This is a genomic window from Paracoccus litorisediminis, assembly GCF_009711205.1.
Lineage (GTDB): Bacteria > Pseudomonadota > Alphaproteobacteria > Rhodobacterales > Rhodobacteraceae > Paracoccus > Paracoccus litorisediminis.
In genome coordinates this window covers 80,402-106,651 of sequence record NZ_WMIG01000003.1, presented here as the reverse complement: position 1 = coordinate 106,651, position 26,250 = coordinate 80,402, and the positions used below count along the sequence as shown (strand labels likewise).

At 64.9% G+C, this 26,250-nt stretch carries 26 protein-coding genes; 12 read left to right on the top strand and 14 right to left on the bottom strand.

Annotation, left to right across the window (positions count from 1 at the left end):
• Nucleotides 1-11 precede the first annotated feature (11 nt).
• From GL300_RS09240 to GL300_RS09220, 5 genes are read left to right on the top strand one after another with little or no spacing between them, the layout of a single operon-like run.
• Nucleotides 12-1,121, top strand: coding sequence for an ABC transporter ATP-binding protein (locus GL300_RS09240; protein ID WP_155039341.1), 1,110 nt, complete (start codon nt 12-14; stop codon nt 1,119-1,121).
• Between the two features lie 24 nt (nt 1,122-1,145).
• Nucleotides 1,146-2,300 (top strand): ABC transporter substrate-binding protein, encoded by a 1,155-nt coding sequence (locus GL300_RS09235; RefSeq protein ID WP_155039340.1) that lies wholly within the window; start codon nt 1,146-1,148, stop codon nt 2,298-2,300.
• A gap of 7 nt (nt 2,301-2,307) precedes the next feature.
• Entirely contained in the window at nt 2,308-3,165 is an 858-nt protein-coding gene (locus GL300_RS09230; protein ID WP_170297636.1) for an ABC transporter permease, read from the top strand.
• Between the two features lie 7 nt (nt 3,166-3,172).
• Nucleotides 3,173-3,976 carry an ABC transporter permease gene (locus tag GL300_RS09225; protein ID WP_155039339.1) on the top strand — a complete coding sequence of 268 codons (804 nt, stop codon included), beginning with the start codon at nt 3,173-3,175 and terminating at the stop codon, nt 3,974-3,976.
• 9 nt (nt 3,977-3,985) lie between these two features.
• Nucleotides 3,986-4,750 (top strand): SDR family NAD(P)-dependent oxidoreductase, encoded by a 765-nt coding sequence (locus tag GL300_RS09220; protein ID WP_155039338.1) that lies wholly within the window; start codon nt 3,986-3,988, stop codon nt 4,748-4,750.
• Here GL300_RS09220 and GL300_RS09215 read toward each other — a convergent pair.
• Nucleotides 4,747-6,150: a cryptochrome/photolyase family protein gene (locus GL300_RS09215; protein WP_155039337.1), complete on the bottom strand. Its 1,404-nt coding sequence runs from the start codon at nt 6,148-6,150 to the stop codon at nt 4,747-4,749. The two genes, GL300_RS09220 and GL300_RS09215, sit on opposite strands and share 4 nt — an antisense overlap.
• A gap of 186 nt (nt 6,151-6,336) precedes the next feature.
• Between GL300_RS09215 and GL300_RS09210 the strand changes: the two genes are divergently transcribed.
• The 3 genes from GL300_RS09210 (at nt 6,337) to GL300_RS09200 (ending at nt 8,564) form a co-directional block, all read left to right on the top strand.
• Nucleotides 6,337-7,899: an amidase gene (locus GL300_RS09210; RefSeq protein ID WP_246195129.1), complete on the top strand. Its 1,563-nt coding sequence runs from the start codon at nt 6,337-6,339 to the stop codon at nt 7,897-7,899.
• Between the two features lie 75 nt (nt 7,900-7,974).
• Nucleotides 7,975-8,412 carry a sulfotransferase family 2 domain-containing protein gene (locus GL300_RS27400; RefSeq protein ID WP_394206534.1) on the top strand — a complete coding sequence of 146 codons (438 nt, stop codon included), beginning with the start codon at nt 7,975-7,977 and terminating at the stop codon, nt 8,410-8,412.
• Nucleotides 8,355-8,564: a hypothetical protein gene (locus tag GL300_RS09200; protein ID WP_170297631.1), complete on the top strand. Its 210-nt coding sequence runs from the start codon at nt 8,355-8,357 to the stop codon at nt 8,562-8,564. Before GL300_RS27400 ends, GL300_RS09200 begins: the two co-directional genes overlap by 58 nt.
• Nucleotides 8,565-8,681: 117 nt before the next feature.
• On the opposite strand, the gene GL300_RS09195 is transcribed toward GL300_RS09200, so the two are convergent.
• Nucleotides 8,682-9,137 (bottom strand): Lrp/AsnC family transcriptional regulator, encoded by a 456-nt coding sequence (locus tag GL300_RS09195; protein WP_155039334.1) that lies wholly within the window; start codon nt 9,135-9,137, stop codon nt 8,682-8,684.
• Between the two features lie 133 nt (nt 9,138-9,270).
• Here GL300_RS09195 and hppD point away from each other — a divergent pair, with 133 nt between their 5' ends.
• Together hppD and GL300_RS09185 are read left to right on the top strand one after the other, a co-directional pair.
• Entirely contained in the window at nt 9,271-10,368 is a 1,098-nt protein-coding gene (hppD, locus tag GL300_RS09190; RefSeq protein WP_155039333.1) for a 4-hydroxyphenylpyruvate dioxygenase, read from the top strand.
• 126 nt (nt 10,369-10,494) lie between these two features.
• Complete coding sequence (locus GL300_RS09185; RefSeq protein WP_170297635.1) at nt 10,495-10,800, top strand: DUF1330 domain-containing protein; 306 nt, start codon at nt 10,495-10,497, stop codon at nt 10,798-10,800.
• Nucleotides 10,801-10,824: 24 nt separating this feature from the next.
• Here GL300_RS09185 and fahA read toward each other — a convergent pair whose 3' ends face one another.
• Both fahA and hmgA read right to left on the bottom strand, forming a co-directional pair.
• Nucleotides 10,825-12,072, bottom strand: a complete 1,248-nt coding sequence (gene fahA / locus GL300_RS09180) for a fumarylacetoacetase (protein WP_155039331.1) — start codon at nt 12,070-12,072, stop codon at nt 10,825-10,827.
• A gap of 66 nt (nt 12,073-12,138) precedes the next feature.
• Nucleotides 12,139-13,500 (bottom strand): homogentisate 1,2-dioxygenase, encoded by a 1,362-nt coding sequence (hmgA, locus tag GL300_RS09175; RefSeq protein ID WP_155039330.1) that lies wholly within the window; start codon nt 13,498-13,500, stop codon nt 12,139-12,141.
• 90 nt (nt 13,501-13,590) lie between these two features.
• Here hmgA and GL300_RS09170 point away from each other — a divergent pair, with 90 nt between their 5' ends.
• Nucleotides 13,591-14,019, top strand: a complete 429-nt coding sequence (locus GL300_RS09170) for a MarR family winged helix-turn-helix transcriptional regulator (protein ID WP_155039329.1) — start codon at nt 13,591-13,593, stop codon at nt 14,017-14,019.
• On the opposite strand, the gene GL300_RS09165 is transcribed toward GL300_RS09170, so the two are convergent.
• Nucleotides 14,016-15,191, bottom strand: a complete 1,176-nt coding sequence (locus tag GL300_RS09165; protein WP_155039328.1) for a dihydrolipoamide acetyltransferase family protein — start codon at nt 15,189-15,191, stop codon at nt 14,016-14,018. The genes GL300_RS09170 and GL300_RS09165 overlap by 4 nt on opposite strands.
• A 1-nt stretch (nt 15,192) precedes the next feature.
• Nucleotides 15,193-17,265 (bottom strand): alpha-ketoacid dehydrogenase subunit alpha/beta, encoded by a 2,073-nt coding sequence (locus tag GL300_RS09160; RefSeq protein ID WP_211595000.1) that lies wholly within the window; start codon nt 17,263-17,265, stop codon nt 15,193-15,195.
• Between the two features lie 121 nt (nt 17,266-17,386).
• On the opposite strand from GL300_RS09160, the gene GL300_RS09155 reads away from it, so the two are divergent.
• The gene (locus GL300_RS09155; RefSeq protein WP_155039327.1) at nt 17,387-17,848 is read left to right on the top strand and encodes an Lrp/AsnC family transcriptional regulator; all 462 of its coding nucleotides are present in this window, start codon (nt 17,387-17,389) and stop codon (nt 17,846-17,848) included.
• Nucleotides 17,849-17,878: 30 nt separating this feature from the next.
• On the opposite strand, the gene GL300_RS09150 is transcribed toward GL300_RS09155, so the two are convergent.
• The 8 genes from GL300_RS09150 to GL300_RS09115 form a co-directional block, all read right to left on the bottom strand.
• A complete protein-coding gene (locus GL300_RS09150) occupies nt 17,879-19,303 on the bottom strand; it encodes a gamma-aminobutyraldehyde dehydrogenase (RefSeq protein WP_155039326.1) in 1,425 nt (474 codons plus the stop codon).
• 20 nt (nt 19,304-19,323) lie between these two features.
• Nucleotides 19,324-20,133, bottom strand: coding sequence for an ABC transporter permease (locus GL300_RS09145; RefSeq protein ID WP_155039325.1), 810 nt, complete (start codon nt 20,131-20,133; stop codon nt 19,324-19,326).
• Nucleotides 20,123-21,064: an ABC transporter permease gene (locus GL300_RS09140; RefSeq protein ID WP_155039324.1), complete on the bottom strand. Its 942-nt coding sequence runs from the start codon at nt 21,062-21,064 to the stop codon at nt 20,123-20,125. Before GL300_RS09140 ends, GL300_RS09145 begins: the two co-directional genes overlap by 11 nt.
• Nucleotides 21,061-22,044, bottom strand: coding sequence for an ABC transporter ATP-binding protein (locus GL300_RS09135; RefSeq protein WP_155039323.1), 984 nt, complete (start codon nt 22,042-22,044; stop codon nt 21,061-21,063). The genes GL300_RS09140 and GL300_RS09135 overlap by 4 nt, the downstream gene beginning before the upstream one ends.
• 54 nt (nt 22,045-22,098) lie before the next feature.
• Nucleotides 22,099-23,253 carry an ABC transporter substrate-binding protein gene (locus tag GL300_RS09130; protein ID WP_155039322.1) on the bottom strand — a complete coding sequence of 385 codons (1,155 nt, stop codon included), beginning with the start codon at nt 23,251-23,253 and terminating at the stop codon, nt 22,099-22,101.
• Nucleotides 23,254-23,374: 121 nt separating this feature from the next.
• Nucleotides 23,375-24,277 (bottom strand): LysR family transcriptional regulator, encoded by a 903-nt coding sequence (locus tag GL300_RS09125; protein ID WP_155039321.1) that lies wholly within the window; start codon nt 24,275-24,277, stop codon nt 23,375-23,377.
• Nucleotides 24,278-24,379: 102 nt separating this feature from the next.
• A complete protein-coding gene (locus GL300_RS09120) occupies nt 24,380-24,955 on the bottom strand; it encodes a c-type cytochrome (RefSeq protein ID WP_155039320.1) in 576 nt (191 codons plus the stop codon).
• The gene (locus GL300_RS09115; protein WP_155039319.1) at nt 24,952-26,202 is read right to left on the bottom strand and encodes a PQQ-dependent sugar dehydrogenase; all 1,251 of its coding nucleotides are present in this window, start codon (nt 26,200-26,202) and stop codon (nt 24,952-24,954) included. Before GL300_RS09115 ends, GL300_RS09120 begins: the two co-directional genes overlap by 4 nt.
• Nucleotides 26,203-26,250: the final 48 nt, after the last annotated feature.

Below are 26,250 nucleotides of genomic sequence, written 5' to 3'. Positions count from 1 at the left end.
AAGACGTAAGCATGGCATATGCGGAGGGCGGCGAGACCATCGCCGAATTCGTCGACACGACCAAGCGCTTCGGCAAGGTGCTGGCCGCGGATCGGCTGAACCTGAAGATCGGCAAGGGCGAATTTCTGTCCTTCCTTGGCCCCTCGGGCTGCGGCAAGACCACGGCTTTGCGGATGCTGGCGGGCTTTGAGCCGCCGACCGAGGGCCGCATCCTGATCGACGGGCAGGATATCGGCGCGGAACCCGCGCATCGCCGCCCGGTCAATATGGTCTTTCAGCATTACGCGCTGTTCCCGCATATGACGGTGGCCGAAAACGTCGGCTACGGGCTGCGCCAGCGCCGCCCCAAGCTGGCCAAGGATGACATCGCCGCCCGCGTCGCCCGCGCGCTGGACACGGTGCGTCTGGGCGATTTCGGCCCGCGTCGCATCTGGGAAATGTCGGGTGGCCAGCAGCAGCGCGTTGCCTTGGCCCGCGCCATCGTCAATGAGCCGAAGATCCTGCTGCTGGACGAACCGATGGCGGCGCTGGACGCGAAACTGCGCGGCCAGATGCAGATGGAACTGCTGTCCTTGCAAAGGAAGCTTGGCATCACCTTCATCCTTGTGACCCATGACCAGCAGGAAGCGCTGTCGATGTCTGACCGCATCTGCATCATGGGCAAGGGGCGGATCAGCCAGATCGGCACCCCGCGCGAGCTTTATGACCGCCCCGCCAACCGCTATGTCGCGGATTTCGTCGGGCGCGCGAACATCCTGCCCGGCACCGTCATCCGCAATATCGGGGAACATGCGCTGGTGCGGCTGGCCTCGAACCACGATGTCGTGGTCGAGGCCCCGCGCCCGGTCAGCCCCGGTGATAAGGTCGACATCGCCATCCGCCCCGAGGCCCTGCGCCTTGGCACTGCTGCGGAACCGGGCCTGCCCGACATCACCGCCACGGTCGCGCATATGACCTTCCTTGGCGAACATGTGGAATACCTGCTGCGCCATCCCGACTTGGGAGAATTGCAGGTCATGGTCCCGAGACAGGCCGAAAGAGCCTTGCCGGGCGTGGATGTGGGCACCCAGCTTCACGTCCTTTGGGATCAGGGCAATGGCCTGATCCTTGGTCAAGACTGACATCTCCAACAAGGGAAGCGACAGATGCAGGACGATAACGCACCGATCTCGCGTCGGAAATTCGCAGAAGAACTGGAACGCTACCGCAAGGGCTCGGTCTCGCGCCGGCACTTCCTTGGGGTGACGGGTCTGGGAACGGCCATGGCGGTGATGGCGGGTGCCATGCCGATGCTGCGCCCGCGCGGCGCCCATGCCGCTGACTTGGGCGACCGCGCCGTGCTGGCGACATGGCCGAACTATCACGACGTGGAAAACTTCGCGATCTTCCAGAAGGAAACCGGGGTCGCGACGCAGGTCAACGTCTTTGGCTCGAACGAGGAAATGCTGGCGAAATTGCAGGCAGGCGGCTCGGGTTGGGATGTGTTCGTGCCGACGAACTACACCATCACCACCTATGTCGATGCCGACCTGATCGAGCCGCTGGACCTGTCCAAGCTGCCCAATTACGACGCGGCGGCCTTTGATGCGCGCTTTGCCGATGCGGGCACGGTCAATGGCAAGCTTTATGCCGTGCCCAAGAACTGGGGCACCACCGGGATGGCTTGGGACAGCACCAAGGCCAAGGCCCCCTTCACCAGCTGGAAGGAGTTCTTCGACCTGACCATGACCGATTTCTCGGGTCGGACCATGGTGCATGACTACCAGCTGACCACCATCGGCAATGCTTTGAAATATTACGGTTATTCCTTCAACTCGGTCGACCCGAAGGAACTGGCCGATGCCGAAAAGCTGTTGTTGCAGGTCAAGCCGCATCTGTTCGCGATCAGCTCGGATTACCAGCCGTCGATGCGCAATGGCGATGCGTGGATGACCATGTGCTGGACCGGCGAGGGCAAGCAGATGAACCGCGACATCCCGGAAATCCACTTCGCCCTTGGCAAAGAGGGCGGCGAGATCTGGTCGGATTACTACGCCATCCCGAAAAACGCCCCGCATCGCGAGGCGGCCTATGCGCTGATCAACTTCCTGATCGACCCGCAGGTGAACGCCCGCGAGGCGACCGCGCATGGCTTCCCGGTGGCCGACAGCCGCGTCAACGCGCTGCTGCCCAAGGAAGTGCTGGCCGACCCGATCCTGTATCCGGCCGCCGATCTGCTGAACGTGCAGGAATTCGGCGCGGCCGCGACCCTGACCGACCCGAACCGCGCCGAGCTGATGGCGCGCTTCAAATCGGCCTGAGGAGGGGATGACCATGACCAAGGCCCGCGCCCGCTGGCTGCTTCTTGGACCTGCGGGCCTGTGGTATGCGGCGCTGCTGGTGCTGCCGCTGGCCGTGGTGCTGGTCTATTCCCTTGGCGAAAGGGCGCCGGCGGGCGGATATGCCCCGGCGTTGACCCTGGCCCAATATGCCAATCTGGGAAGCCGCTGGACGGCTTTTCAGAACACGCTGGTCCTGGCGCCCGTGGGCACGCTGGCGGCGCTGCTGATCGCCTATCCGTTGGCCTATTTTCTGGCGGTGAAATCCAATCCGCGCTGGCGGACGGCGCTGCTGGTGCTGGTCATCGTGCCCTTCTGGACCTCGATCCTGATCCGCAGCTATGCGTGGATCTTCCTGCTGGGCGGGCGCGGTATCCCGGCGCTGCTGGCCGATCTGGGCTTGGGCGATATCCGCCTGATCAACACGCCCTTCGCGGTGCTGGTGGGCATCGTTTATGGCTACCTGCCGCTGATGGTCTTTCCTATCTATGTCAGCCTTGAGCGGCTGGACAAGCGCCTGCTGGAAGCGTCATCCGACCTTGGCGCGCCGCCTTGGCGCAGCTTTCTGCAGGTGACGCTGCCGCTGTCGCTGCCGGGCGTCGCCACGGGGTCGATGTTGGTCTTTATCCTGCTGATGGGGGAATACCTGATCCCGCAGATGCTGGGCGGTGGCAAGGTCTTCTTCGTCGGCAATGCGCTGGTCGACCTGTTCCTGCAATCGCGGAACTGGGCCTTTGGCTCGGCCATGGCGGTGACGCTGGTCGCGGTCATGCTGGTCACGGTGACGCTTTACATGCGCTTCCTCAGCCGGATCGGTGCGGCGCGCGACGATGTCGGCCTGATGTGAGACAGCCATGAGAATTTACGCCCTTGCCGTCTATGTCTTCCTGTACCTGCCCATCGGCATCATCGCGCTGTTCAGCTTTTCCGCCGGACGCTCGGCCAGCCAGATGCAGGGGTTTTCCACGCAATGGTATGCGAAGGCGCTGTCGAACCCCTTCGTGATCGACGCGCTGAAGACCTCGGCCACGGTGGCGCTGATCTCGGCCATTCTGGCATCGGTCTTTGGCACGATGGCCGCGCTGGCCCTGTCGGGAATGAAGGGGCGGGTCCGCGTCCTGTTCGACGCGCTGATCTATATCGCGGTGATGATCCCCGGCATCGTCATCGGCATCGCCACGCTGATCGCGCTGGTCACCGTATTCGACGCGGTAAACCCGTGGCTGGAGGCCGCGACCGGCTGGCGGCTGTCGATGGGCCATGGCAGCCTGATCGCGGCGCATGTGCTGTTCACCATGTCGCTGGTGATCATCATCGTGCGCGCCCGGATCGAGGGCATGGACCGCGCGCTGATCGAGGCCTCAAGCGATCTGGGGGCAGGGCCGCTGGCCACCTTCTGGCAGGTGACGCTGCCGATGCTGGCCCCGGCGATCATGGCCGGGTTCCTGCTGAGTTTCACCTTCAGCTTTGACGATTTCATCATCGCCTTCTTTGTCGCGGGGTCCGAGACCACGCTGCCCATCTACATCTTTTCGTCGATCCGGCGGGGGGTGACGCCTGAAATCAACGCCATCGGTACGATGGTGATGGGGGCATCGCTCATGCTGCTGGTCATCGCGCAACTGACGCTCCGGCGAGGCAAAGCCCCCGGTCACTAGGAGAATACCATGACAGCTTGTCTTGAGGGGCGGATCGCCCTTGTCACGGGCGCAGGCTCGGGGATCGGACGCGCCGGTGCGCTGGCCATGGCGGCCGAGGGGGCGACGGTCATCGTCACCGACCTGCGTGCCGATCTGGCCAAGGCCACCGCCGCCGCCATCACCGACGCGGGTGGTCAGGCCGAGGGGCTGGCATTGGACGCCCGCGATGATGCCGCCATTGCCGCGCTGGTGGCGGGGGTGCTGGCGCGGCACGGGCGCATCGACGTCCTGCATTCCCATGCCGGCATCCAGATCGCCGGGCGGCTTGAGGATATCACGCCCGAGCAGATGGACCTGTCATGGCAATTGAACGTGCGGGCGCATTTCGTGCTGGCGCGCGAGGTGGTCGGGCCGATGCGGGCGCAGGGTGGCGGCTCGGTCATCATCACGGCCTCGAATTCGGGCTGTCAGTATGATCGCGGGATGATTTCCTATGCCACGACGAAACATGCGGCGGTGGCGATGGTGCGGCAGATGGCGGCGGATTACGCCCGCGACAGGATCCGCTTCAACGCGCTTTGCCCCGGCTTCGTCGACACCCCCTTCAATGCGGGCTTCGAGAACCAGATGGGCGGGCGCAGCGCGCTGGAATCCTATGTCGCCGACACCATCCCGATGGGCCGCTGGGCCAGCCCCGAGGAAATCGCCGATGGCATCGTCTATCTGGCCTCGGACCGGTCCAGCTTTGTCACCGGGCTGGCGCTGGTGATCGACGGGGGCGAGATCCTTTAGCCCTCGCGGAAGGCACCATAGGCCGCCAGCGCGCGGGCACGCCCGGCCTCTAGCCCGCCGCTTTCGCGCCAGTCGGGCGGCAGGTTCCAGCGGGGCGGCGTGGCCCGCAGATAGGCCTGCGCGCCGTCGCCCTTCAGCCAATGCTGGCGATAGGTCCCCTGCGGGTCATATTGAGCGGCCTGCTTTTCGGGGTTGAAGATGCGAAAGAACGGCGCGGCATCCGGCCCGCAGCCCGCCACCCATTGCCAGTTCATCGCATTCGAGGCCGGGTCCCAATCGGTCAGGCAATCCTCGAAATGCGCCAGCCCCAGCCGCCAGTCCGTCAGCAGGTGCTTGGTCAGGTAGCTGGCCACGACCATGCGGACGCGGTTATGCATGCGCCCGGTCACCCACATCTCTCGCAGGCCGGCATCGACTAGCGCCATCCCGGTTTCCGCCCTTTGCCAGCGGGTCAGGTCCGGTCCCGCGCCGCGCCACGGAAAGCCGTCCCATTCCGGCCGCCATGCGCGTTCGGCCATCTGCGGAAAGGCGATCAGCAGATGCCATGCGAATTCGCGCCAGATCAGCTCGGACAGGAATTTCGCGATTCCGCCCGCGTCGCCCCGCAGCCGGTCCGAGGCCATGGCCCAGACGGTGCGCGGGCTGATCTCGCCAAGCGCCAGATGCTCGGACAGGCCCGAGCAGGCGTCCAGATCGGGCCGGTCGCGCTGCGTGGCATAATCGGCGGCGTGGTCAAGGAAATCCTCCAGCCGGGCCAGCGCCGCCGCTTCGCCCGCGGGCAGGGCATGTTCCGCCAGCACCGCCGCACCCCGCGCCATATCGGGGGCCAGTTCCAGCCGATCAAGCGGGATGGCGGGCATGTCCCGCACGCTGATCCGCGCGCCTACCGCCGCCACAGGCAGGTCCGGTCCCAAGGCGCGCAGCGCGCGGGCAAAGGGGGTGTAGACGCGATAGGCCCCACCCGCGCCGGTGCGAACCCTGGCAGGATGGGCCAGCAGGTGCCCCGGATGCAGCACCAGCGTCGCGCCCAAAGGTTTCAGCGCCGCGCGCACCCGGTCCTGCACCCGCCGCATCTGCGGGGCGGGCCAGTCGGATTGATGGACCTCGACCGCGCCGGTCTGGCGGATCAGCTCGGGCAGGACGCGGTCGGCCTCGCCCTCGAGCAGGGTCAGGCCATGCCCGCTGCGGCGGCGCAGCTCGGCGTCAAAGGCGATCAGCGCCTGTTGCAGGCGCCAGCGGCTGGTCGCGCCCTGCGCCCGCGTCTGCCCGTCAAGGACAAAGACCGGCAGCAGCGGCCCCTGCCGCAGCGCTGCCAGCATCGCGGGATTGTCCTGAAAGCGGAAATCGCGGCTGAGCCACAGGATGCCGGGCCCTCCCTTTGGTTGCCCTGAAACCGTCATCTGGGTTCCCCCTGTCGCCGCCTGACCGTGCTACGTCCCTTGCCGCATCGCCCCCACCCAAGGCAACCGCCTGCCGCGAAGTGGCGCAGCAGTCCGTGATTCTGGCGCAACGGTCCAAGACGGATGCCCGGACAGGGCCAAGACTGCTTGCCAAGGCATCGTCCCACCCCCAGACAAAGAGCATCCATGACCAAGCACGACCGAGAGGGCCAATCCGCCATGAGCCGCAGAACCTTCCTGAACACCACCGGAGGCCTTGCCGCCGCCTCGCTGATCGGCCTGCGTGCGGGCAAGGTGCTGGCCGGGGCACAGGCCAGCGATCCGATGGCGCTGGGGGTGGTCGATCTGGTCAAGGCGATCCGGGGCAAGGAAGTTTCCTGCCGCGAGGTGATGCAGGCCTGTCTTGACCGCATCGATGCCGAAAACCCGACCTATAATGCCATCGTTTCGCGTCAGGACCCGGAAAAGCTGCTGGAACAGGCCGACCGTGCCGATGCCGCGATTGCCGCCGGGCAGGCGACGGGCGCGCTGCATGGCATTCCGCAGGCCCCCAAGGACCTGACCGCCGTGGCCGGGATCGCCACCACGCAGGGCTCGCCGATCTTCAAGGATTTCGTGCCCAAATCCGACAGCATCATGGCCGAGCGCATGCGCCGCGAAGGCGCGATCTTTGTCGGTCGCAGCAATACGCCGGAATTCGGGCTGGGCTCGCACAGCTACAACACCGTCTTCGGCACGACGCGCAACGCATGGGACCCGGCGCTGTCGGCGGGCGGCTCCAGCGGCGGGGCGGCGGTAGCGCTGGCCCGGCACATGCTGCCGGTGGCCGATGGCAGCGACATGATGGGATCGCTGCGCAACCCTGCGGGCTGGAACAATGTCGTGGGCTTCCGGCCGACACAGGGGCTGGTGCCCTATGGCCCGGCGGCCGAGGTCTTTGTCCAGCAGCTGGGCATCGAGGGGCCGATGGGCCGCACCGTCGCCGATACGGCCTGGCTGCTCTCGGTGCAGGCGGGCCATGACCCGCGCGCGCCGCTGTCGCGCGAGGTGGACCCGCTGCAGTTCCGCCAAGACCTGTCGCGCGATTTCAAGGGCGCGCGGATCGGCTATCTGGGCGATCTGAACGGCTACCTGCCGACCGAGCCGGGGGTCATGGACCTGTGCGCCAGCGCGCTTGGCCATTTCACGGATCTGGGCTGTCACGTCGAAGAGGCCCGGCTGGACTTTGACATGGATGTCGCCTGGCAGACCTGGCTGACGCTGCGCGGCTTTTCCATCGCCGGGGTCGCGGGCAAGCTATATCAGGACGACAAGACCCGCGCTCTGCTGAAACCCGAGGCCGTGTGGGAGATCGAGAATGGCCTGAAGCTGTCCGGGGCGCAGGTCTTTGCCGCCAGCGCCAACCGCTCGGCGCTGTATCAGGCGATGCTGGCGCTGTTTGCGCGCTACGACGTGCTGATCCTGCCGACGGCGCAGATCTTCCCCTTCGACGCCGAACAGCCCTGGCCCAAAGAGATCGCCGGCCGCCAGATGGATACCTATCACCGCTGGATGGAGGTCGTCATTCCGGCCACGCTGGCCGGCCTGCCGGTCGCCGCGGTCCCGGCAGGCTTCGGCCCCAAAGGCGCCAGCCAGCCGATGGGCCTGCAGATCATCGGCCCCGCCCGCGCCGACCTGCAGGTGCTGCAACTGGCCCATGCCTATGAAAAGGCCTCCGGATTCCCGCAGCATAGTCCGCTGCAAGCCTGACGGCGTGGCCGTTCAGGACCTGCCGAAGTGAAGCATCGTCGCATCGCCAAAGGTTCGCCCCTTCGCGATGCGACAATGCCCGTTCAATGGGAGCGGCGGGCCACTGCTGTCGGGCGGCTTCCTTCTGATGAAGCCCAACCCGCGCTGTCGCCGCGCAACCTCGATAAGCCCTTGGTCGTATTGGGCGAGATCAGCCGTCGGATCATTCTTGTTCGCGACCCTCTGCAGAGGCTCCTTTCGGCCTACAGCAATCGTGTCGTCCATCACCACGAGCGTTCCCCGGGAAAGGCGCAAAAGCAGCTGACCGAGCATGACCTTGCCCCGACTCCGAGCCTGCAGGAGTTCATCGCCAAGCTGCCGCAATACGCCCGCGCGGTCGAGACGATCAATCATCACCCGCGTCCTCTCGTCGACTACGCGGGTGGGGCGCAGGATATTATTCCCGCATCTACAGGATGCTCGCGATCGGCGATATGGTCAGCGATATCTCGGCAGTCGTTGGACGACTGTTGACGTTGGCGCGCCTGCAGACCGGTGGCCCCAAGATCGGTATCGATGCATTGGGCAGTCAGGACATCAACACGCTTCTGGACTTCGATGCCGAGGACTATCGCGTCTTTGGGGGTTATTTCTCAGTGCCGGGGCGTCAAGCTGTCAGCGCCTGAATGACAGCGTCAGGCTGGATCACAGACTAACCGTGACGACGAATGTCGCACCTTCCTATGCTCGGTCGAGACGCCATGGAAGTATCCTCCACCCGTCTATCCAAGCGTTTTGGCCCCCTACAACGGCAGGCCCGCATCGGGCTTGGGCTGGTCCATGACGATCTGGCTTTGCACCCGCGCCACGGCGGGATGCGGCAGCAGGCGGTGGTGGATCAGCCGGTTCAATGCGGGCAGGTCGGCGCACCAGACGCGCAGCAGGTAATCGGCCTCTCCGGTCAGGGTCCAGCAGCTGACCACCTCGGGCAGGGTGGCGACCAGCCGCGCGAAACCCAGCGCATTGTCGGCATTATGCGCCGCCATCTGCACCTGCACAAACGCCTGCACCGTCAGCCCCAGCTTGCCCGCATCCAGCCGCGCCGAATAACCCAGAATGACCCCCTCGGCCTCCAGTCGGGCACGCCGCCTTGCGGCTTGCGAGGGCGACAGGTTCAGCACCTCGGCCAGTTCCTGCGCGGTGATATCGGCCCGGCGCTGGACCGCGGCCAGCAGGCGGGAATCGGTCGGATCGATCATGCGTGAAATCCGCGTCAGATGTGCTTGATGCGTCATCCTGACGCATAGAAGCCCCCAAATGAACCGAATTTTGCGCGCTTTGCGCCCGGACGCGGTGCGATCATCGTCATACAGGCCGTTGACGGAGGATCACATGGGCCCCTTTCCACATGACGCCCCGCGCGCCACGATTTCCGAACGCAATCCCGCCGGAACCGACGGGTTCGAGTTCGTCGAATTTGCCCATCCTGAACCCGAGGAGCTGCGCGCGCTGTTCGCCCGGATGGGTTATGTCCTGACTGCCCGCCACAAATCCAAAGCGATCGAATTGTGGCAGCAGGGCGACATCACCTATGTGCTGAACGACGAACCCGGCAGCCATGCCCGCGATTTCGTCGATCAGCACGGCCCCTGCGCCCCCTCGATGGCGTGGCGCGTGGCGGATGCCCGCCATGCCTTTGACCATGCGGTCCTGAATGGCGCCGAGGCCTATGATGGTCCCGGCAAAACCTTGGATTGGCCGGCGATTGTCGGCATCGGCGGCTCGCTGATCTATTTCACCGACCGATACGGCGGGGACGCCAATCCCTATGCCGACGCGTTCGACTTCATCGCCCCGCCCAAGCCCGCGGGGGTCGGTTTCCACTATCTCGACCACCTGACCCATAACGTCCACAAGGGCAATATGGACAAGTGGTTCAACTTCTACGGCAAGCTTTTCGGTTTTCGCCAGATCCGCTTCTTTGACATCGAGGGCAAATTCACCGGGCTTTTCAGCCGTGCCCTGACCAGCCCCTGCGGCCGCATCCGCATCCCGATCAACGAGGATCGCGGCGAGACCGGCCAGATCGTCGAATACCTGAAGCGCTACAAGGGCGAGGGCATCCAGCATATCGCCGTCGGCACCGATGACATCTATACCGCGACCGATGCCATCGCTGCGCGCGGGCTTAAATTCATGCCCAAGCCCCCGCTGGCCTATTACGAGCAATCTCGAAACCGGGTGAAGGATCACGCGGAACCCGTTGATCGTATGTCGGAACACGGCATCCTGATCGACGGCGAAGGCGTGGTCGATGGCGGCGAGACGCGCATCCTGCTGCAAATCTTCTCAAAAACCGTGATCGGCCCGATCTTCTTTGAATTCATCCAGCGCAAGGGCGATGACGGCTTCGGAGAGGGCAATTTCCGCGCCCTGTTCGAAAGCATCGAGCAGGACCAGATTGAACGTGGCGTTCTCAAGGCGTCATAGGCTTGAATCCGACAAAGGGGCTAAAACTTCGCCGTTGGAATGGCTAGTTCGGGGATCAATGATGCCGGGCCTGACCGCCCGGCATCCTGCATCGCCGCCAAGGCACCCAGACTGCAAAGGAAGCCCATGTCCGCCTATTTCATCATCAGCTACGACATCGTCGATTTCGATATGTTCCAGAACTACCCCCCGCGCGTCTGGGACCTGTTGCAGGAACATGGCGGCGAGCTTCTGGTCTCGGACACCGAGGCGCTGCAGATCGAGGGTGAGCGCAATATGATGCATGCCATCATCCGCTTCCCGTCGCAGGAACAGGCACTGGCGTGCTTCAACAGCGATGCCTATCAGAACGAGATCAAGCAGTTCCGCCACGGCTCGACGACCAATAGCCAGGTCGTGCTGGCCCGCGGCTTCGATCCGCTGACGGACTGAATTTGCCGCGACCCGACCCGCCAGCTAGGGCCGGGCGTAGGGATCGCGCCGGGCAGGAAGCAGCCTGCCGCTGCATTCGCCGAAACCGATCAGATAACCATCGCCCTGCGCCGCGCCGCGCAGGGTGACGCAATCGCCATCCTCCAGAAAACACCGGGTGCCGCCCTTGATCGCCAAGGGATCACGCCCGCCCCAGCTCAGCTCCAGCAGGCTGCCACGGCTGTCACGCAGGGGGCCGGAAATCGTGCCCGAGCCTAGCAGGTCGCCGCTATTCATCGGGCAGCCGGAACTGGCGTGATGCGCCAGTTGCTGGGCGGCGGAATAGTAAAGCTGGGCCGCGTTGGTGCGGCAGATCACCGTCTCGGGCCCGGCTTCCGGGGTCAGCGCGACCTCCAGCGCGATGTCGTATTTCATCGGTCCCGGCTCGGCCAGATAGGGCAGCAGCGGCTGGTCCGGCGGCGGTCCCGGCACCCGGAACGGCTGCAGCGCCGCGCGCGTCACGATCCACGGGCTGATCGTCGTCGCCGTCGCCTTGGCCTGAAACGGCCCCAAAGGCTGGTATTCCCAGGCCTGAATATCCCGCGCCGACCAATCGTTCAGCAGCACATAGCCAAAGATCATCGCATCCGCCTCGGCCACGGTCACCGGCCTGTCAGAGGGCGTGCCGACCACCGCCGCCAACTCCAGCTCGAAATCAAAACGCGCCGAGGGGGCAAAGCGTGGCGCATCCTCGCCCGCAGGCTTCACCTGCCCCCAAGGCCGGCGCACCTCCTCGCCGGAAACCACGACCGAGGACGCCCGCCCGTTATAGCCGATCGGCATATGCAGCCAGTTCGGCGGCAGGGCATGCTCGGCCCCGCGAAACATGGTCCCGACATTCTGCGCGTGATGCCGACCCGCATAGAAATCGGTGTATTCCGCGACGCGGAAGGGCAGATGCAGCCGCGCACCCGCCTGTGGCACCAGATGCGGCGCGATCATGGGCTGCTCAACCGCGCCCTCGACCAGCAAATCCAGCAGCCGCGCCCGCAATCCCGCCCAAACATCCGGTCCCGCCGCCATGACCGCATTCCAGCTTGGCGCGTCGAACAACGGCCCCGTCAACCCCAGCAGCCCCTCAACCGCCGCCATATCAAGGATCATGTCCCCGATCGCCACCCCGCAGCGCGGCGCGACCTCGCCCACCGAAAACACCCCGCAAGGCAGGTTGTTCAGGGGAAAGGGGCAGCCCGGCGCATTCGCCGAACGCAGCCACGACCTGATCAGGACCATCCTTGCCTCATTCTCCGTTTTGAAAATACCCCGCGGGGGTCCGGGGGCGCGAAGCCCCCGGCGGCATCACTTCACTCCGGGCGTGCCGTCGAATTTCTTCTCAAGGCTGGCCCAGCAATCGATGTAATCCTCCTGCAGATGCCCGGCCTGCGCCGCGAACGGGGTCAGATGCTGCGGGAAGCGGGTCTCGAACATGAAGGACATGGTCTCGTCCAGCTTCTCGGGCTTCAACTCCACCGCCGAGGCCCGCTCGAACGCATTGCGGTCCGGGCCATGCGGCAGCATGCAGTTATGCAGGCTCATGCCGCCGGGGGCAAAACCCTTGGGCTTGGCGTCATAGGTTCCATAGATATTGCCCATCAGCTCGGACATGACGTTCTTGTGGTACCAAGGCGGGCGGAAGGTGTTCTCGGCCACCAGCCAGCGTTCGCGAAACAGCACGAAATCGATATTCGCCGTGCCCTCGACGCCGGAGGGCGCAGTCAGCACGGTAAAGATCGACGGGTCGGGATGGTCGAACAGCACCGCGCCGACCGGGCAATAGGTGCGCAGATCGTATTTCACCGGCGCGTAATTGCCGTGCCAGGCCACCACGTCCAGCGGCGAATGCCCGATCTCGGTGCGGTGGAACTGGCCGCACCATTTGACGGTAACGGTCGAGGGCACCTCGCGGTCCTCAAAGGCCGCCACCGGCACCTTGAAATCGCGCCGGTTCGCCATGCAATTCGCCCCGATCGGGCCGCGCCCCGGAAGCGCGAATTTCTGGCCGTAATTCTCGCAGACGAAACCGCGCGCCGGGCCCTCCAGCACCTCGACGCGGTAGACCAGCCCGCGCGGGATCAGGGCGATTTCATGCGGTTCAAGGTCGATGACGCCCAGTTCGGTGCAAAAGCGCAGGCGGCCTTCCTGCGGCACGATCAGCAATTCGCCGTCGGCGGAGTAGAAATATTCGTCCCGCATCGAGCGGGTGACCAGATAGATATGGCTGGCCATGCCGGTCTGGATGTTCACATCACCCGCCGTGGTCATGGTCCGCATGCCGCTGATCCAGTCGAGGGCCTCATCCGGCACCGCGACCGGGTCCCAGCGATACTGTCCAAGGCTGACGATCTCCGGGTCGATGCAGGGCGCGGATTTCCAATAGGGCATCTCGATGCGCTGGAAGCGGTGGGTATGACGGACGCTGGGACGGATGCGATAGCACCATGTCCGTTCGTTCTGATGGCCGGGCGCGGTAAAGGCGGTGCCCGACAATTGTTCGCCATACAGCCCGTAATTGCAGCGCTGGGGCGAGTTCATCCCTTGTGGCAACGCGCCCGGCAGGGCCTCGGATTCAAAGTCATTGCCGAAGCCGGGCATGTAGCCCGCATGCGGCCCGTCAAGCGAGGGCGCGCGGATCAGGCCTTGCGGTAGCTCGATTTGGGTCATCGGGAACTCCTCCGATTCCGATATCTCCATGATTGTTGCATTTGCAACGAAGTCAAGATTGAATGGCTGCGACGATCCGACGGGTGGCCGATGACCGCGTTCCAGCTTGACGAATTCCTGCCCTATCGGCTGGCGGTCGCTGCCGCGCGGGTCAGCCGGGCCTTTGAGCGGCGCTACCGGGCCGAGGCCGGGATCTCGGTCCCGGAATGGCGGGTGCTGGCGCATCTGTCGCAGCAGGACGAGGTATCCGTGCGCGAGATCGAGGCCCGCGCCGATATGGAGAAATCCAAGGTCAGCCGCGCCGCCGCCCGGTTGGAAAGCCAAGGGTTGATCCGCAAGCAGGTCAATCCCGGCGACCGGCGGCTGGTCATGTTGTCGCTGACGCCCGAGGGCCGCGCGGTAATGGCGCGGCTGGCGCCCTTGGCGCAAGCCTTTCAATCCGAGTTGCAGGCCCTGCTGGGGGCGGACCTGCAACCGTTCGAAGCCGGGCTTGCGGTGATCGCGCGAGCCAAGCTTTAAGCCGGAGCGTCGATGGGCCAGCTTTCCAGCGCGGCGACAAAGGCGGTCAGCCAGCCATTGGTCTGGTGGCCGTCCAGCACCCGGTGGTCGATGGTCAAAGTCACATAGGCCATGGGGCGGATCTGGATGGTGTCGATGCCGCCGACCTCGCGCACGACGACGCGCTTTTCCAGCTTGCCCACGCCAAGGATCGCCGATTGCGGCTGGTTGATGATCACCGGTGCCGCCAGAAGCGAGCCGGAGACTCCGTGGTTCGAGATGGTGAACGTGCCGCCGCGCATGTCCTGAGGTGTGATCTGGCCCGCGCGCGCGCGGGTGGTCAGGTCCTGCAAGCGCGTGGCGACGCCGCGCAGCGACAGGTCCTGCACGCCGCGGATGACGGGGACGACCAGCCCCTTGTCGCCAAGCGCGGTGCCGATGCCGATATTGATGTCGGAAAAGACCTCCAGCCGGTCCTCGTGCCAGCGGCTGTTGACCTGCGGCACCGCCTGCATCGCGCGGGCTGCCGCCATGACCAGATAGGCGGTGTAGGACAAAGCGATACCCTCGGCTTTGAGGTCGGGATTGTGGCGGGCGCGATGGGCGGCAATGGCGCTGAAATCGGCCTCGAACACGGCGGTGACCTGTGGGGCCTCTTGCACGGATTTCAGCATGTTGCGGGCGATAGCCAGACGCATCGGGTCATGCGGAATGGATCTGCCTGTGATGCCTGAGGCGGCTTTCGGTTTGTCGGCCCATGCGGCGATGGCGCGGTCGACATCGGCGCGGGTCAGTCGCCCGTCGCGACCGGTGCCACGGATGCTGGCGGGATCAAGGCCGCTTTCGGCCAGCGCCTTGCGCACGGCCGGGGAATGCCAATCCGACATGTCCCGCGGCTGAGGTTGCGGCGGGGACGGGGGCGCCGCGCCCAGCGGGGCATCGAGCCCCGCCGGCGCGGTGGCGACCGGCTCGACCCGTCCGAGCACCATGCCCGGCCGCGCCTGCCCGCCGGGCTGCACCAGAATCTCGACCAGCCGCCCGGCAATCGGCGAGGGCACCTCGACCGAGACCTTGTCGGTTTCAAGTTCGACCAGCGGATCGTTCAACGCGATCACGTCACCCACCGCGCATAGCCAGCTTGAGACCACGGCCTCGGTCCCTTCCTGTTCCAGCGGCACCAGAATATCGGTCATCTCAGAACCCCAGCAGATCGGTCAGGCGCGCGCGGATCGCCGCGACCGAGGGCACGGCGTGGTCCAGCAGCACCGGATTATGCGGGCTGGGAATGTCGGGCATGGTCAGCCGCTCGACCGGGGCATCCAGCGCGGTGAAGGCGTCCTTGGCGACGACAGCGGCGATTTCGGCCCCGAAGCCGGCGGTCTGCAGGTCCTCATGCACGATCAGGCAGCGATGAGTGCGGTTGACCGAAGCCAGCACCGTCTCGCAGTCCCAAGGCATCAGCGTGCGCAGGTCGATCACATCGACCGACAGGCCTGCCGCCGCCGCCTCGCAGCGCTCGACCATGCCGCCCCAGGTGACGATGGTGGCGTCCGTGCCCTTGGCCACCAACCGGGCCTTGCCGAAGGGCAGGGCAAAATCGTCGCCGGGCCATGGCCTGCGCGCCCAAGCATGGTCCAGCATCGCGCGGTGTTCCAGAAAGATCACCGGGTCATTGCCGCGAAGCGCCGTGCGCAGCAGGCCCACGGCATCCTCGGCATTCGAGGGCTGCGCGACCATCCAGCCGGGGCTGTGGAGGAAGGCGACCTCATTGGTCTGGCTGTGCCACGGATCGCCGCATTTGAAGAAGCCCACCGGCATCCGCACCACCATCGGCGCGGCAAAGCGGTTGTTCGTCCGCCAGCGCATCGAGCCGCAATCGTTCAACTGTTCGGTCGCGGGCTCGGCATATTTGCGGAACTGGATTTCCGGGACCGGCAGCAGCCCGGCCAGCGCCATGCCGGTGGCGCGGCCGATGATGCCTTCCTCGGAGAGTGAGGTGTCAAAGACCCGGTCGGGCCCGTATTTTTCCTGCAGGCCCAGAGTAACGGCATGGACGCCGCCCTTCGCGCCGATATCCTCGCCAAAGATCGCCATGCGCGGGTTCAGGGACAGTTCCTGATCCAGCACACGGCGGATCGCGGTGACCATGTTGATGCGCTGACCCTCGGGGGCGGGGCGGTCGGTCACTTCCGCAGTCGGCCTGTCCCGGAGGCCACCGACCTGCTGCATCTCGTCCTCGAAGAAGACATGGCGCATCACGGCGTCCGGATCGGGAAGCGGACGGGTCTCGGCGGCGGTCAACGCGGCCTCGGCGCGGGTTTGGGCGGCGCTGATTTCGGCCTGCCAGTCCCCCTCGCTGATCCGGGCGGGGACCAGATAGGATTTCAGCTTGGCCCAAGGGTCGCGCGACCATTCCGCCTGCACCTGATCGGGGGTCTTGTAGGTCTGGGTGTCCTGAAAGCTGTGCCCTTGCAGGCGCGGCACGGTCAGGCGCAGCAGCACCGGGGCGCGGGCGTGGCGGACATGGGCCACGGCGTCCTCGATCAGGGCGGCGGCCTCGGCGGGTTCGGTGCCGTCGCCCGCGATGATCCGCAGGCCCTGCCACGCGGCCAGATTGGCGGCGATATTGCCGCCCGGCGTCTGGAAGGTGGAGGGGACCGAGATGCCAAAGCCGTTATCCTCAATATAGAACAGCATCGGCAGCTTCTGCGTCGTGGCCACGGTCAGCGCCGACCAGAAGCCGTTCGAAGCAACCGAGGCATCGCCCCCCAGCACCACCGCGACCGAGCGGGCGTGTTCGTCGGACCCCAGCACGCGGGCGTGGTAATCCAGCCCCTGCGCCCAGCCCGCCGTCGGGGTATATTGCGCGCCGACGCCGCCGCTCATCGGCAGGGCGACCGTGCCGCCGGGATTGGGATGGTTGAAGACGACGCCAATGTCGCGCCCGTCCGAATAGCCGCCCGCGCGGCCCATTGCCGATCCCAGCGCGTCCTCGGGGTCGACCCCCAGCGCCAGCAGCAGGGGACGGGAGCGGTAATAGCCGCAGACCGCGTCATGCGGCCCGTCCAGTTGCAGCCCCAGCAGGATCTGCGCCATGTCATGGCCACGGGCCGAGAACTGATACAGCACCTTTTTTTCCGGGACCAGCCGGGTCTCCTCCATCTCGTCCAGCGCGCGGCTCAGCGCCATGTGACGCAGGACGCGGGTCCAGTCCACGCTGGGCGAAGGCGCGTGGCGCAAGGCGGTGACGGTGGCGCGTGACGGCATGAATTCCTCCCATTTCTGGAATGGATTCTGACCCTTTTTCGGCGAATTTTTCTTTCAATCGTGTCGGGATTTGCGCGTATTGTGAAACATACGTTTCACATATCCAGACACGGCGAATAAAATGACCCAGATCGATTCCATCGACCGCAAGATCATCGCGGAATTGCAGCAGGATGGCGGGCTGTCCAGTCAGGAACTGGCCGATCGGGTCGGATCATCCGCCGCATCCTGCTGGCGCAGGGTCAAGGCGCTGGAGCAGGCGGGCATCCTGAAACAGACGGTGCGGCTGGTCGATCCGGCGCGCTTGGGCCGGGGTCTGGACGTGTTCTGCCAGATCCGGCTGAAGTCGCAAAGCCGCACCCAGCGCGCGGCGTTCGAGGCCTTTATCGAGGCGCAGGAAAACGTGGTCGAATGCTATTCGATCAGCGGCGACTGGGATTATCTGCTGCATGTCGTGGCCGAGGACGTGGCCGATTACGAACGCGTGCTGATGCATGGCATCCTTGACCATGAGGTCATCGCCAGCTCGTCCTCGATCTTTGTGCTGCGGCGGGTGAAGCACCAGACCGCGATTCCGGTTTAGGCGCGGCGGCAGGACCGCCGCGCCAAAGGGTCAATGCGCGATCATCACGTGGCGGACGACCGAGTAATCCTCCAGCGCATAGACCGACATGTCCTTGCCATAACCGGAATGCTTCATCCCGCCATGCGGCATTTCATTGGTCAGCATGAAATGCGTGTTCACCCAAGTGCAGCCGTATTGCAGGCGTGACGACAGATCGAGGCCCTTACCCACATCCCGCGTCCAGACCGACGACGCCAGCCCGTAATTGGAATCATTGGCCCATTTCACCGCCGTCTCGACCTCATCGAAGCGGGTGACGGAAACGACCGGGCCAAAAACTTCGCGCTGGACGATCTCGTCCTTCTGCTGGGCACCGGCGATGACGGTGGGCTTGTAGAAGAAGCCGGGGCCGTCATGGATCTCGCCGCCGGTGGTGACCTCGATATGGTTCGATTCCCGCGCGCGGCTGACAAAGCTGGCGACGCGGTCGCGCTGGCGGGGGGAAATCAGCGGCCCCATCTCATTCAGGCTGTCATCGGTATTGGCAAAGCCGATCGAGGACACGGCATCGGTCAGATCGGCGACGAACCGGTCATAGATCGCGCTATGGGCATAGATCCGGCAGGCGGCGGTGCAATCCTGACCGGCATTGTAATAGCCGAAGGCGCGCAGGCCCGAGACCACGGCTGACAGATCGGCATCGTCCAGCACGATGACCGGGGCCTTGCCGCCCAGTTCCAGATGGGTGCGCTTGATGGTCTTGGTCGCGGCCTCCATGATCTTGCGCCCCGTCGCGATGTCGCCGGTGATCGAGATCATGGCGATGGCGGGATGGTCGATCAGCGCCGCACCCACGGTGTCGCCACGGCCAAGGATGATGTTGACGACGCCCTCGGGCAGCACCTCGGCAAAGATCTCGGCCATTTTCAGGGCGGTCAGCGGGGTCTGCTCGGACGGCTTGAAGACGACCGTGTTGCCCGCCGCAATCGCAGGCGCGATCTTCCATGCCATCATCATCAGCGGATAGTTCCACGGCGCGATAGAGGCCACGACCCCCACCGGATCGCGGCGGATCATCGAGGTATGGCCGGGCAGATATTCCCCCGCGACCGGCCCCGACATATTGCGTACCGCCCCGGCAAAGAAGCGGTAGCAGTCAATGATCGCGGGCAATTCGTCATTCAGCGCCAAATGGCCGGGCTTGCCGCAGTTCAGCGCCTCAAGCGAGGCAAACTCGGCGGCCTTGGCCTCGATCCGGTCGGCGATCTTCAGCAGATAGCCCGAGCGCTGCGCCGGCGTGGTGCGCGACCAAGTCGTGAAAGCCTTGCTGGCAGCGGCGACGGCGGATTCGACTTGCGCAATCGAGGCCTCGGGCAGGGTCAGGATCACCTCGCCGGTGCGGGGGTTCAGGACCTGTTCCTCGGTTTCCGTGCCCGCAACCAGCGAGCCTCCGATCAGCATCTGGGTTTGCATGTTCTTCTCCCTGAATTTCTTTATTTCTCGGCGCCTTCGGTGTGCTCGCCTTCCTTGGTCAGCCAATAGGCCGCAAGGATCGGGAACACCGTGACCAGCACGACAAGCATGGCGACGACATTGGTGACGGGGCGTTGGCGCGGGCGGATCAACTCCTCCAGCATCCAGATCGGCAGGGTGGACTGGTTCCCCGCGGTAAAGGTGGTGACGATGACCTCATCGAAGGACAGCGCAAAGGCCAGCATTCCGCCCGCAAGCAGCGCGGTCCCGATATTCGGCAGGATCACCAGCCGGAAGGTCTGCAACCCATCCGCGCCCAGATCCATCGCCGCCTCGATCAGCGCGCCCGAGGTGCGGCGGAACCGCGCGACCGCGTTGTTATAGACGACGACGATGCAGAAGGTCGCGTGACCCAAGACGATGGTCCAGGTGCTGAAGGGAATATCCAGCAGCGAGAAGGCCGAGCGCAACGAGATCCCGGTGATGATCCCCGGCAAAGCGATGGGCAAAATGACCAGCAGCGAGATCGTCTCGCGGCCAAAGAAGCGGGTGCGGGCCACTGCCGCCGCCGTCATCGTGCCCAAGACCAGCGCAATCGCGGTCGAGATCGCGGCGACCCGCAGCGACAGGAACAGCGCCTCCCAGACATCCGCGCGGCCCATGGTGACGCCGAACCATTTAAGCGTCAGGCCCGGCGGCGGCCATTGGAAGCTTTTCTCCTCAGTCGTGAAGGCATAGACGAAGATCAGCGCAATCGGGGCCAGCAGGAAGACCAGCCCACCGATGGCGGCGATCTTCAGGGGCAAGGGTGTGCGGGTATCAGAGTGCATCGAATGCCCCCATTTTGCGTGCGCCCCACAGATAGACGCCCATGATGACGATGGGGACGACGGTAAAGGCCGCGGCCAGCGGGATATTTCCGGCGGTGCCCTGCTGGACATAGACCGCTTGGCCAATGAACAGCCGACCCGAGCCGATGATCTGCGGGATGATGTAATCGCCCAAGGTCAGCGCGAAGGTAAAGATCGAGCCCGCGACGATCCCCGGCAGCGCCAAGGGGAACAGCACCATGCGGAAGCTTTGCCCCGGCGTCGCGCCCAGATCGGATGCGGCCTCCATCATCGCGCCCGGCACGCGTTCCAGTGCGGCTTGGACCGGGATGATCATATAGGGCAGCCAGATATAGATGAAGACGATGAAGGTCCCCAGATAGCTGACCGACAGCGAGTTGCCGCCCACCACCGGCAGGGCCAGAAGCCCGTCAAGCAGCCACATCAGATGCAGCTTTTCAAAGATCCAGGTCAGGATGCCTTCCTTGGCCAACACCAGTTTCCAGGCATAGACCTTGACCAGATAGCTGGACCAAAGGGGCAGCATGATCCCGATATAGAACAGCGCCTTCCATTTCCCCTTGGCGTAACGCGCCGCGTAATAGGCGATGGGAAAGGCAATCGCGGCCGAGGCCAGCGTCACCGCCGCCGCCATGACCACGGTGCGCAGGATGATGTCGAAATTCGCCGGACGCAGCAGCTCGGCATAGGTCGACAGGGTGAATTCGTGCTTCACCACGCCCGAGAATTCGTCGATGGAAAAGAAGCTTTGCATCAGCAGCGCGATCAGCGAGCCGATATAGACGATGCCCAGCCACAGCACGATCGGCAGCACCAGCAGGAAGGTGAACATCGCCGGGTGGCGCATCATCCAGTCCAAAAGGCGTGGCGCAAGCCCTCCGCGTGCGGGAAGGATGGCCCCGGCGCTCATGCGCCATTCCCCATCACATGCACGCGGGCACGGTCCCATCCGACGCGAACCTTGTCGCCCGGCTGCGGCAGGGTCTCGGTCGCGGGGATCAGCGCGGTCAGGCTTTGATTGCCCAGCTTCAGGCCCAGCTTGATCACCCGGCCATGGAAAGCGCGCGAGGTGACCACTGCCTCATGGCCCAGCGGGTCCAGACGGATATCCTCGGGGCGCAGGCTGGCCCAGCGATCATGCGGACCCGCGCCGACGAAATCGGCGGGAACCACGTTCGAGGAGCCGACGAAATCCGCGACAAAGCGGCTGTTCGGGCGGCGATAGATGTCCTCGGCGGTGCCGACCTGCTGCATCTTGCCATTGGCAAAGACGGCAACGCGGTCGGCCATGGACAGGGCCTCATCCTGATCATGGGTGACGAAGACGAAGGTCAGGCCAAGCGCGCGCTGAAGGCTGCGCAGTTCTTCCTGCATCTGCTCGCGCAGCTTCAGGTCCAGCGCGCCAAGCGGTTCGTCCAGCAGCAGGACCTTGGGCTTGTTGACCAGCGCCCGGGCCAAGGCCACGCGCTGACGCTGGCCGCCCGACAACTCGCCAGCGCGGCGGTCGCCGAACCCGGCCAGTTCCACCATGGCCAAGGCGTCCTCGGCGGCCTTGTGGCGTTCGGGTTTTCCCGCGCCCTTGACCCGCAGACCGAAGGCCACGTTGTCGCGCACATTCATATGCGGAAACAGCGCGTAGCTTTGGAAAACGGTGTTCACGTTGCGGCGATAGGGCGGCACGCCCGCAGCCTGTTCGCCGTAAATCTTGATGTCGCCCGCCGTCGGTTGCTCGAACCCGGCGATCAGCCGCAGGCAGGTGGTTTTGCCCGAGCCGGACGGCCCCAGCATGGCGAAGAACTCGCCGTCGCGGATGTCCAGATCGACGCCATCCACGGCGCGGACCGATCCGAAATAGCGCGACACGCCGCGAAAACTCACAGCTTCTGTCATACTCGTATTCCTGAAGAAGGGGGTCCGGGCACGCGTGGCCCGGACCGGATGGTATCAGCTGCCCATGACGGCAATGTAGTCAGACACCCAGCGATGATAGGGCACGCAGCCACCGGCCTCGCATTTCGAGGTAGGGGTGCGCCAGAACCAGATCTTGTCGAAGTCTTCGTAACCGTTGGTCTTGCAGCCCTCGGCGGTCTGCTGGCCACGGCCATCGGTGCAGGCGGCCGGAACCGAAGGCACTGCGCCGAACCACACGGACAGGTCCGATTGCAGGTTCGAGGCCAGCGAATGTTCCATCCACAGATAGGCGCAGGTGGCGTGCTTGGATTCGGTATGCAGCATCAGCGTATCGGCCCAGCCGGTCGCGCCTTCCTCGGGGATGGTGCTGGCGACGGGGGCCTTGTCGGCAGCCAGCAGGTTCACCTGGAACGGCCAGGTGCTGGATGCCACGACGCCTTCGTTCTTGAAGTCGTCGATCTGGACCATGGCGTCATGCCAATAGCGCGAGGTCAACTGGCGCTGACCCTTCAGCAGCTCCAGCGCTGCCGCATATTGGTCCTCGTTCAGCTCATAGGGGTTGGTAATGCCCAGTTCCGGCTTGTGCTTCATCAGGAACAGCGCCGCGTCGGCAATGTAGATCGGGCCGTCATAGGCCTGAACGCGGCCCTTGTTCGACTTGCCATCGGGCAGGGTCTGTTCGTGGAAGACCACGTCCCAGCTTTTCGGCGCTTCCTTGAAGATGGTGGTGTTGTACATCAGCACGTTCGGGCCCCACATGAAGGGCGTGCCGTAATGCGTGCCGTCGACCGTGTGCCAAGGCGCGTCCTTCAGGCGGTCATCGACGGTTTTCCAGCTGGGGATCAGGTCGGTATTGATCGGCTGGACCTTCTCGCCCGCGATCAGCCGCAGCGAGGCATCGCCCGAGGCCGTGACCAGATCGAAGCCGCCCTGGTTCATCAGCGAGACCATTTCGTCCGAGGTGCCCGCCGTCTTGACCTCGACCTTGCAGCCGGTTTTTTCCTCGAACTTGGTGACCCAGTCAAAGGCCTTGTCGGTCTCGCCGCGCTCAATATAGCCCGGCCAAGCGACGATCGACAGCGCGCCTTCCGGCTCACCCAGCTTGGTCAGCATCTCGGCCGAGACCGGCAATGCGCCAGCAGCAACCAGCGCCAGACCCGAGGCCAGCGCGTTCAGCAGCTTGTTCATGTTGTTTTCCCTGTTGATCCGAGACCTTTGGGGCCCCTTGCGGGAAAGCATGTGCGCACAAGTGCGTTTTCGCAAATTCAATTGTCAGAAGGGCGCTATCGGAAAAACCGATAGCTAGCTTCTAGCGCCGGAAACGCTGGGATTGGGCGGTACGAATGAACTCGCGCACCGCCGGCGAAAGCGGTGCGCCCTTGCGCCAGACCACGCCCACCTGCACCACCGGCAGCGCGCCGGACACATCGCGCGAGACGATCGGATCGCCCTCCAGCGACCAGCGGCGATAGATCAGCGCGGGCAGCAGCGCGATCCCCGCGCCGGTCGCCACCAGTGAGCGCACCGCCTCGACCGACCGGGTGCGAAAGGCGATGCGCGGCCTTGCCCCGAATGCGTCCAGCAGGCGCCGGGTCGGCTGTTCGGTTTCGTCCAGCCGCAGCATGATCATCGGTTCCTGCGCCAGATCCTCGATCGAGACCGAGGGCTGGGACGCCAGCGGATGCCCGTTCGGCAGCCATAGCTGATAGGGCGAGACCTCAAGGATCTCGGCCTGCAAGGCCAGCCGGTCGCGCAGGTTAGACGTGACCATGACCGCCGCGTCCAGTTCGCCCCCGATCAGCAGGTGTTCCAGATATTCGCCCGAATCCTCCAGCGCCGCGACCTCGACGCCCGGATTGGCGCGCCGGAACCGCGCCAGCACGTCCGAGATGACATAGCCCGCCACCAGCGAGGTCACGCCGATATTCAGCTTGCCCGACAGCTGCTTGGCCTCGGCCACCATCGCTTGCCGCGCATCCGAGACCGAGGCGAGGATGGTCTGGGCATGGCGCAGGAACTGATGGCCACGGGGCGTGATGTCCAGGCCGCGCGGGTGACGTTCGAAAAGTTGCACGCCCAGATCGGCTTCAAGATCACGGATGGCTTCGGTCACGGCGGATTGCGAAATCGCCAAGGCCTGCGCCGCCCCGGAAACCGACGCGCTTTCGGCGGCGGCCAGAAAATAGCGCAACTGCCTGATGGTAAAGGCCATTGCCGCCCCTTTCGCGATGTGGTCCCCGCCATGAAGCAGCCCGACCCCAGCGGGTCAAGCCCCGCGCCACCCGCCGCGACCCGGACAGGGCCGCAGCGGTGCTTATTCGACCGTCTCGATGGCGATCTGTGTCGCCCCGTACCAATCGGCCACCGCGCGGATTTGGGCATCGGTCAGCTCGGCCGCGACCGGGGCCATGATCTCGCTGGGACGAGAGCCGCTGCGAAAGGCCTTGAGCTGGGTGTCGATATAGATGTTGTTCTCACCGGCAAGGTTCGGGGCCTCGTCGATCAGCCTGATGCCATCCGCGCCGTGGCAGGTCACGCATTGCTCGGGCGCGCCCGTCGGATCGGCGGTCATGGTGACGGTGATCCGATGGCCCGCATACCATGCGGCCAGATCCGCGATCTGCTGGTCGTTCAGGTTGCGGGTGACAATGGTCATCATCTCGTTCACCCGCCTGCCATCGCGAAAGGCGGTCAGCTGCGCGCGGATATAGGTCTCGGATTCGCCGCCGATATTCGGGGCGACCGGCATCTGGGACTTGCCGTCCAGCCCGTGGCAGGTCCGGCATTGCCCGGCCAGCTTGCGCCCGTCAGCCCGGTTGCCCACCGGATCGGCCAGCGCGCCCCCGGCAAGCAGCAGCCCGCCGAGAGCCAGGGAAAGCATCCCCCTCATTTTTTCGCGGCGATCCGCCAGATTGCCCCGGCGAAATCGTCCGAAACCAGCATCGAGCCATCGGGCAGGAAGGCGATGTCCATCGGCCTGCCGCGATATTCGCCGGTTTCCTCGTCCAGCCAGCCCTCGGCAAAGACCTCGGGCGTGCCGGCCTTGCCCTCGGCATCGACGGGGGTGAACATCACCCTTGCGCCGACCGGCTTGGTGCGGTTCCACGACCCGTGCTGGGCCGAGAAGATGCCGCCGTGGTATTTTTGTGGGAAGGATTTGCCGACATAGAAGCGCATGCCCAGATCGGCGGCATGGGCCTGCATTTCCACGGCGGGGGCGGTGAATTCGACACCTTCGGGACGCGGCACGTCCTTGTATTCGGGGATCTCGACCGCGCCATTCACCCAGGGAAAGCCGAAATGCTGGCCGGGCTTGGTCTGGCGGTTCAACTCTCCGGGCGGGATGTCGTCGCCCATGCCGTCGACCTGATTGTCGGTAAACCACAGCTCGCCATTGGCCGGGTTGAAGTCATGCCCGACCGAGTTGCGGATGCCGCGGGTAAAGACCTCGCGCCCGGTGCCGTCCTTGTTCATGCGGATGATGCCGCCGATGCCGGTTTCGTCATACATCTGATGCTTGTCGACCGGCTGGATGTTATGCGGCTGCCCCAATGAGATATACAGCTTGCCTTCCGGCCCGACCCGGCAGACGCGGGCGGTGTGGTTGAAGCTTTCCTCCTCGGCCGGGATCAGCTTGCCCTTGTCCACCACGACGCCGACAGCGGGGTCCGGCCCCTCAAAGAAGAACTCGGCCGCCGGGAAGGTCAGGACGCGGTTGCGCTCGGCGATGAACAGGAAGCCGTCGGGCGAAAAGCAGGGACCGTTCGGCAGGTCGAAGGTGACCGAGGGGGCAAAATCCTTGACCTCATCGGCGATGCGGTTGCGGTCGCGATCGACCACAGACCAGACCTTGTCCTTGCGCGTGCCGACAAAGGTCACCGTGCCCTGCGGCGCCACCGCCATCGAGCGCGCATCGGGCACGACGGCGTAAAGGCTGGCCTCGAACCCGTCGGGCACCTTGATGAACGGCACGATGTCCTTCAGTGCCGTCGCGCGGTCATCGTCCTGCGGCACGGTGGTAAAGGTCGCATCCGTGCGCTTCATGCTGGTCAGCTTGTCCATGTTGTCCTGCGCGGCCAGCGGCCCGGACAGAAGCGTGCCAAGGCAAAGCCCGGCAAGAAGTCCCTTGCGAGTCATGATCCCCCCTCCTGAAGCGTTTCCGCGCGGGCTCCTCTCCCGGTGGAA

Coding starts and splice junctions, on each gene's coding strand:
- GL300_RS09240 (WP_155039341.1), top strand. CDS start 12: ATGGCATATGCGGAGGGCGGCGAGACCATCGCCGAATTCGTCGACACG.
- GL300_RS09235 (WP_155039340.1), top strand. CDS start 1,146: ATGCAGGACGATAACGCACCGATCTCGCGTCGGAAATTCGCAGAAGAA.
- GL300_RS09230 (WP_170297636.1), top strand. CDS start 2,308: ATGACCATGACCAAGGCCCGCGCCCGCTGGCTGCTTCTTGGACCTGCG.
- GL300_RS09225 (WP_155039339.1), top strand. CDS start 3,173: ATGAGAATTTACGCCCTTGCCGTCTATGTCTTCCTGTACCTGCCCATC.
- GL300_RS09220 (WP_155039338.1), top strand. CDS start 3,986: ATGACAGCTTGTCTTGAGGGGCGGATCGCCCTTGTCACGGGCGCAGGC.
- GL300_RS09215 (WP_155039337.1), bottom strand. CDS start 6,150: ATGACGGTTTCAGGGCAACCAAAGGGAGGGCCCGGCATCCTGTGGCTC.
- GL300_RS09210 (WP_246195129.1), top strand. CDS start 6,337: ATGACCAAGCACGACCGAGAGGGCCAATCCGCCATGAGCCGCAGAACC.
- GL300_RS27400 (WP_394206534.1), top strand. CDS start 7,975: ATGCCCGTTCAATGGGAGCGGCGGGCCACTGCTGTCGGGCGGCTTCCT.
- GL300_RS09200 (WP_170297631.1), top strand. CDS start 8,355: ATGCTCGCGATCGGCGATATGGTCAGCGATATCTCGGCAGTCGTTGGA.
- GL300_RS09195 (WP_155039334.1), bottom strand. CDS start 9,137: ATGATCGATCCGACCGATTCCCGCCTGCTGGCCGCGGTCCAGCGCCGG.
- hppD (WP_155039333.1), top strand. CDS start 9,271: ATGGGCCCCTTTCCACATGACGCCCCGCGCGCCACGATTTCCGAACGC.
- GL300_RS09185 (WP_170297635.1), top strand. CDS start 10,495: ATGTCCGCCTATTTCATCATCAGCTACGACATCGTCGATTTCGATATG.
- fahA (WP_155039331.1), bottom strand. CDS start 12,072: ATGGTCCTGATCAGGTCGTGGCTGCGTTCGGCGAATGCGCCGGGCTGC.
- hmgA (WP_155039330.1), bottom strand. CDS start 13,500: ATGACCCAAATCGAGCTACCGCAAGGCCTGATCCGCGCGCCCTCGCTT.
- GL300_RS09170 (WP_155039329.1), top strand. CDS start 13,591: ATGACCGCGTTCCAGCTTGACGAATTCCTGCCCTATCGGCTGGCGGTC.
- GL300_RS09165 (WP_155039328.1), bottom strand. CDS start 15,191: ATGACCGATATTCTGGTGCCGCTGGAACAGGAAGGGACCGAGGCCGTG.
- GL300_RS09160 (WP_211595000.1), bottom strand. CDS start 17,265: ATGCCGTCACGCGCCACCGTCACCGCCTTGCGCCACGCGCCTTCGCCC.
- GL300_RS09155 (WP_155039327.1), top strand. CDS start 17,387: ATGACCCAGATCGATTCCATCGACCGCAAGATCATCGCGGAATTGCAG.
- GL300_RS09150 (WP_155039326.1), bottom strand. CDS start 19,303: ATGCAAACCCAGATGCTGATCGGAGGCTCGCTGGTTGCGGGCACGGAA.
- GL300_RS09145 (WP_155039325.1), bottom strand. CDS start 20,133: ATGCACTCTGATACCCGCACACCCTTGCCCCTGAAGATCGCCGCCATC.
- GL300_RS09140 (WP_155039324.1), bottom strand. CDS start 21,064: ATGAGCGCCGGGGCCATCCTTCCCGCACGCGGAGGGCTTGCGCCACGC.
- GL300_RS09135 (WP_155039323.1), bottom strand. CDS start 22,044: ATGACAGAAGCTGTGAGTTTTCGCGGCGTGTCGCGCTATTTCGGATCG.
- GL300_RS09130 (WP_155039322.1), bottom strand. CDS start 23,253: ATGAACAAGCTGCTGAACGCGCTGGCCTCGGGTCTGGCGCTGGTTGCT.
- GL300_RS09125 (WP_155039321.1), bottom strand. CDS start 24,277: ATGGCCTTTACCATCAGGCAGTTGCGCTATTTTCTGGCCGCCGCCGAA.
- GL300_RS09120 (WP_155039320.1), bottom strand. CDS start 24,955: ATGAGGGGGATGCTTTCCCTGGCTCTCGGCGGGCTGCTGCTTGCCGGG.
- GL300_RS09115 (WP_155039319.1), bottom strand. CDS start 26,202: ATGACTCGCAAGGGACTTCTTGCCGGGCTTTGCCTTGGCACGCTTCTG.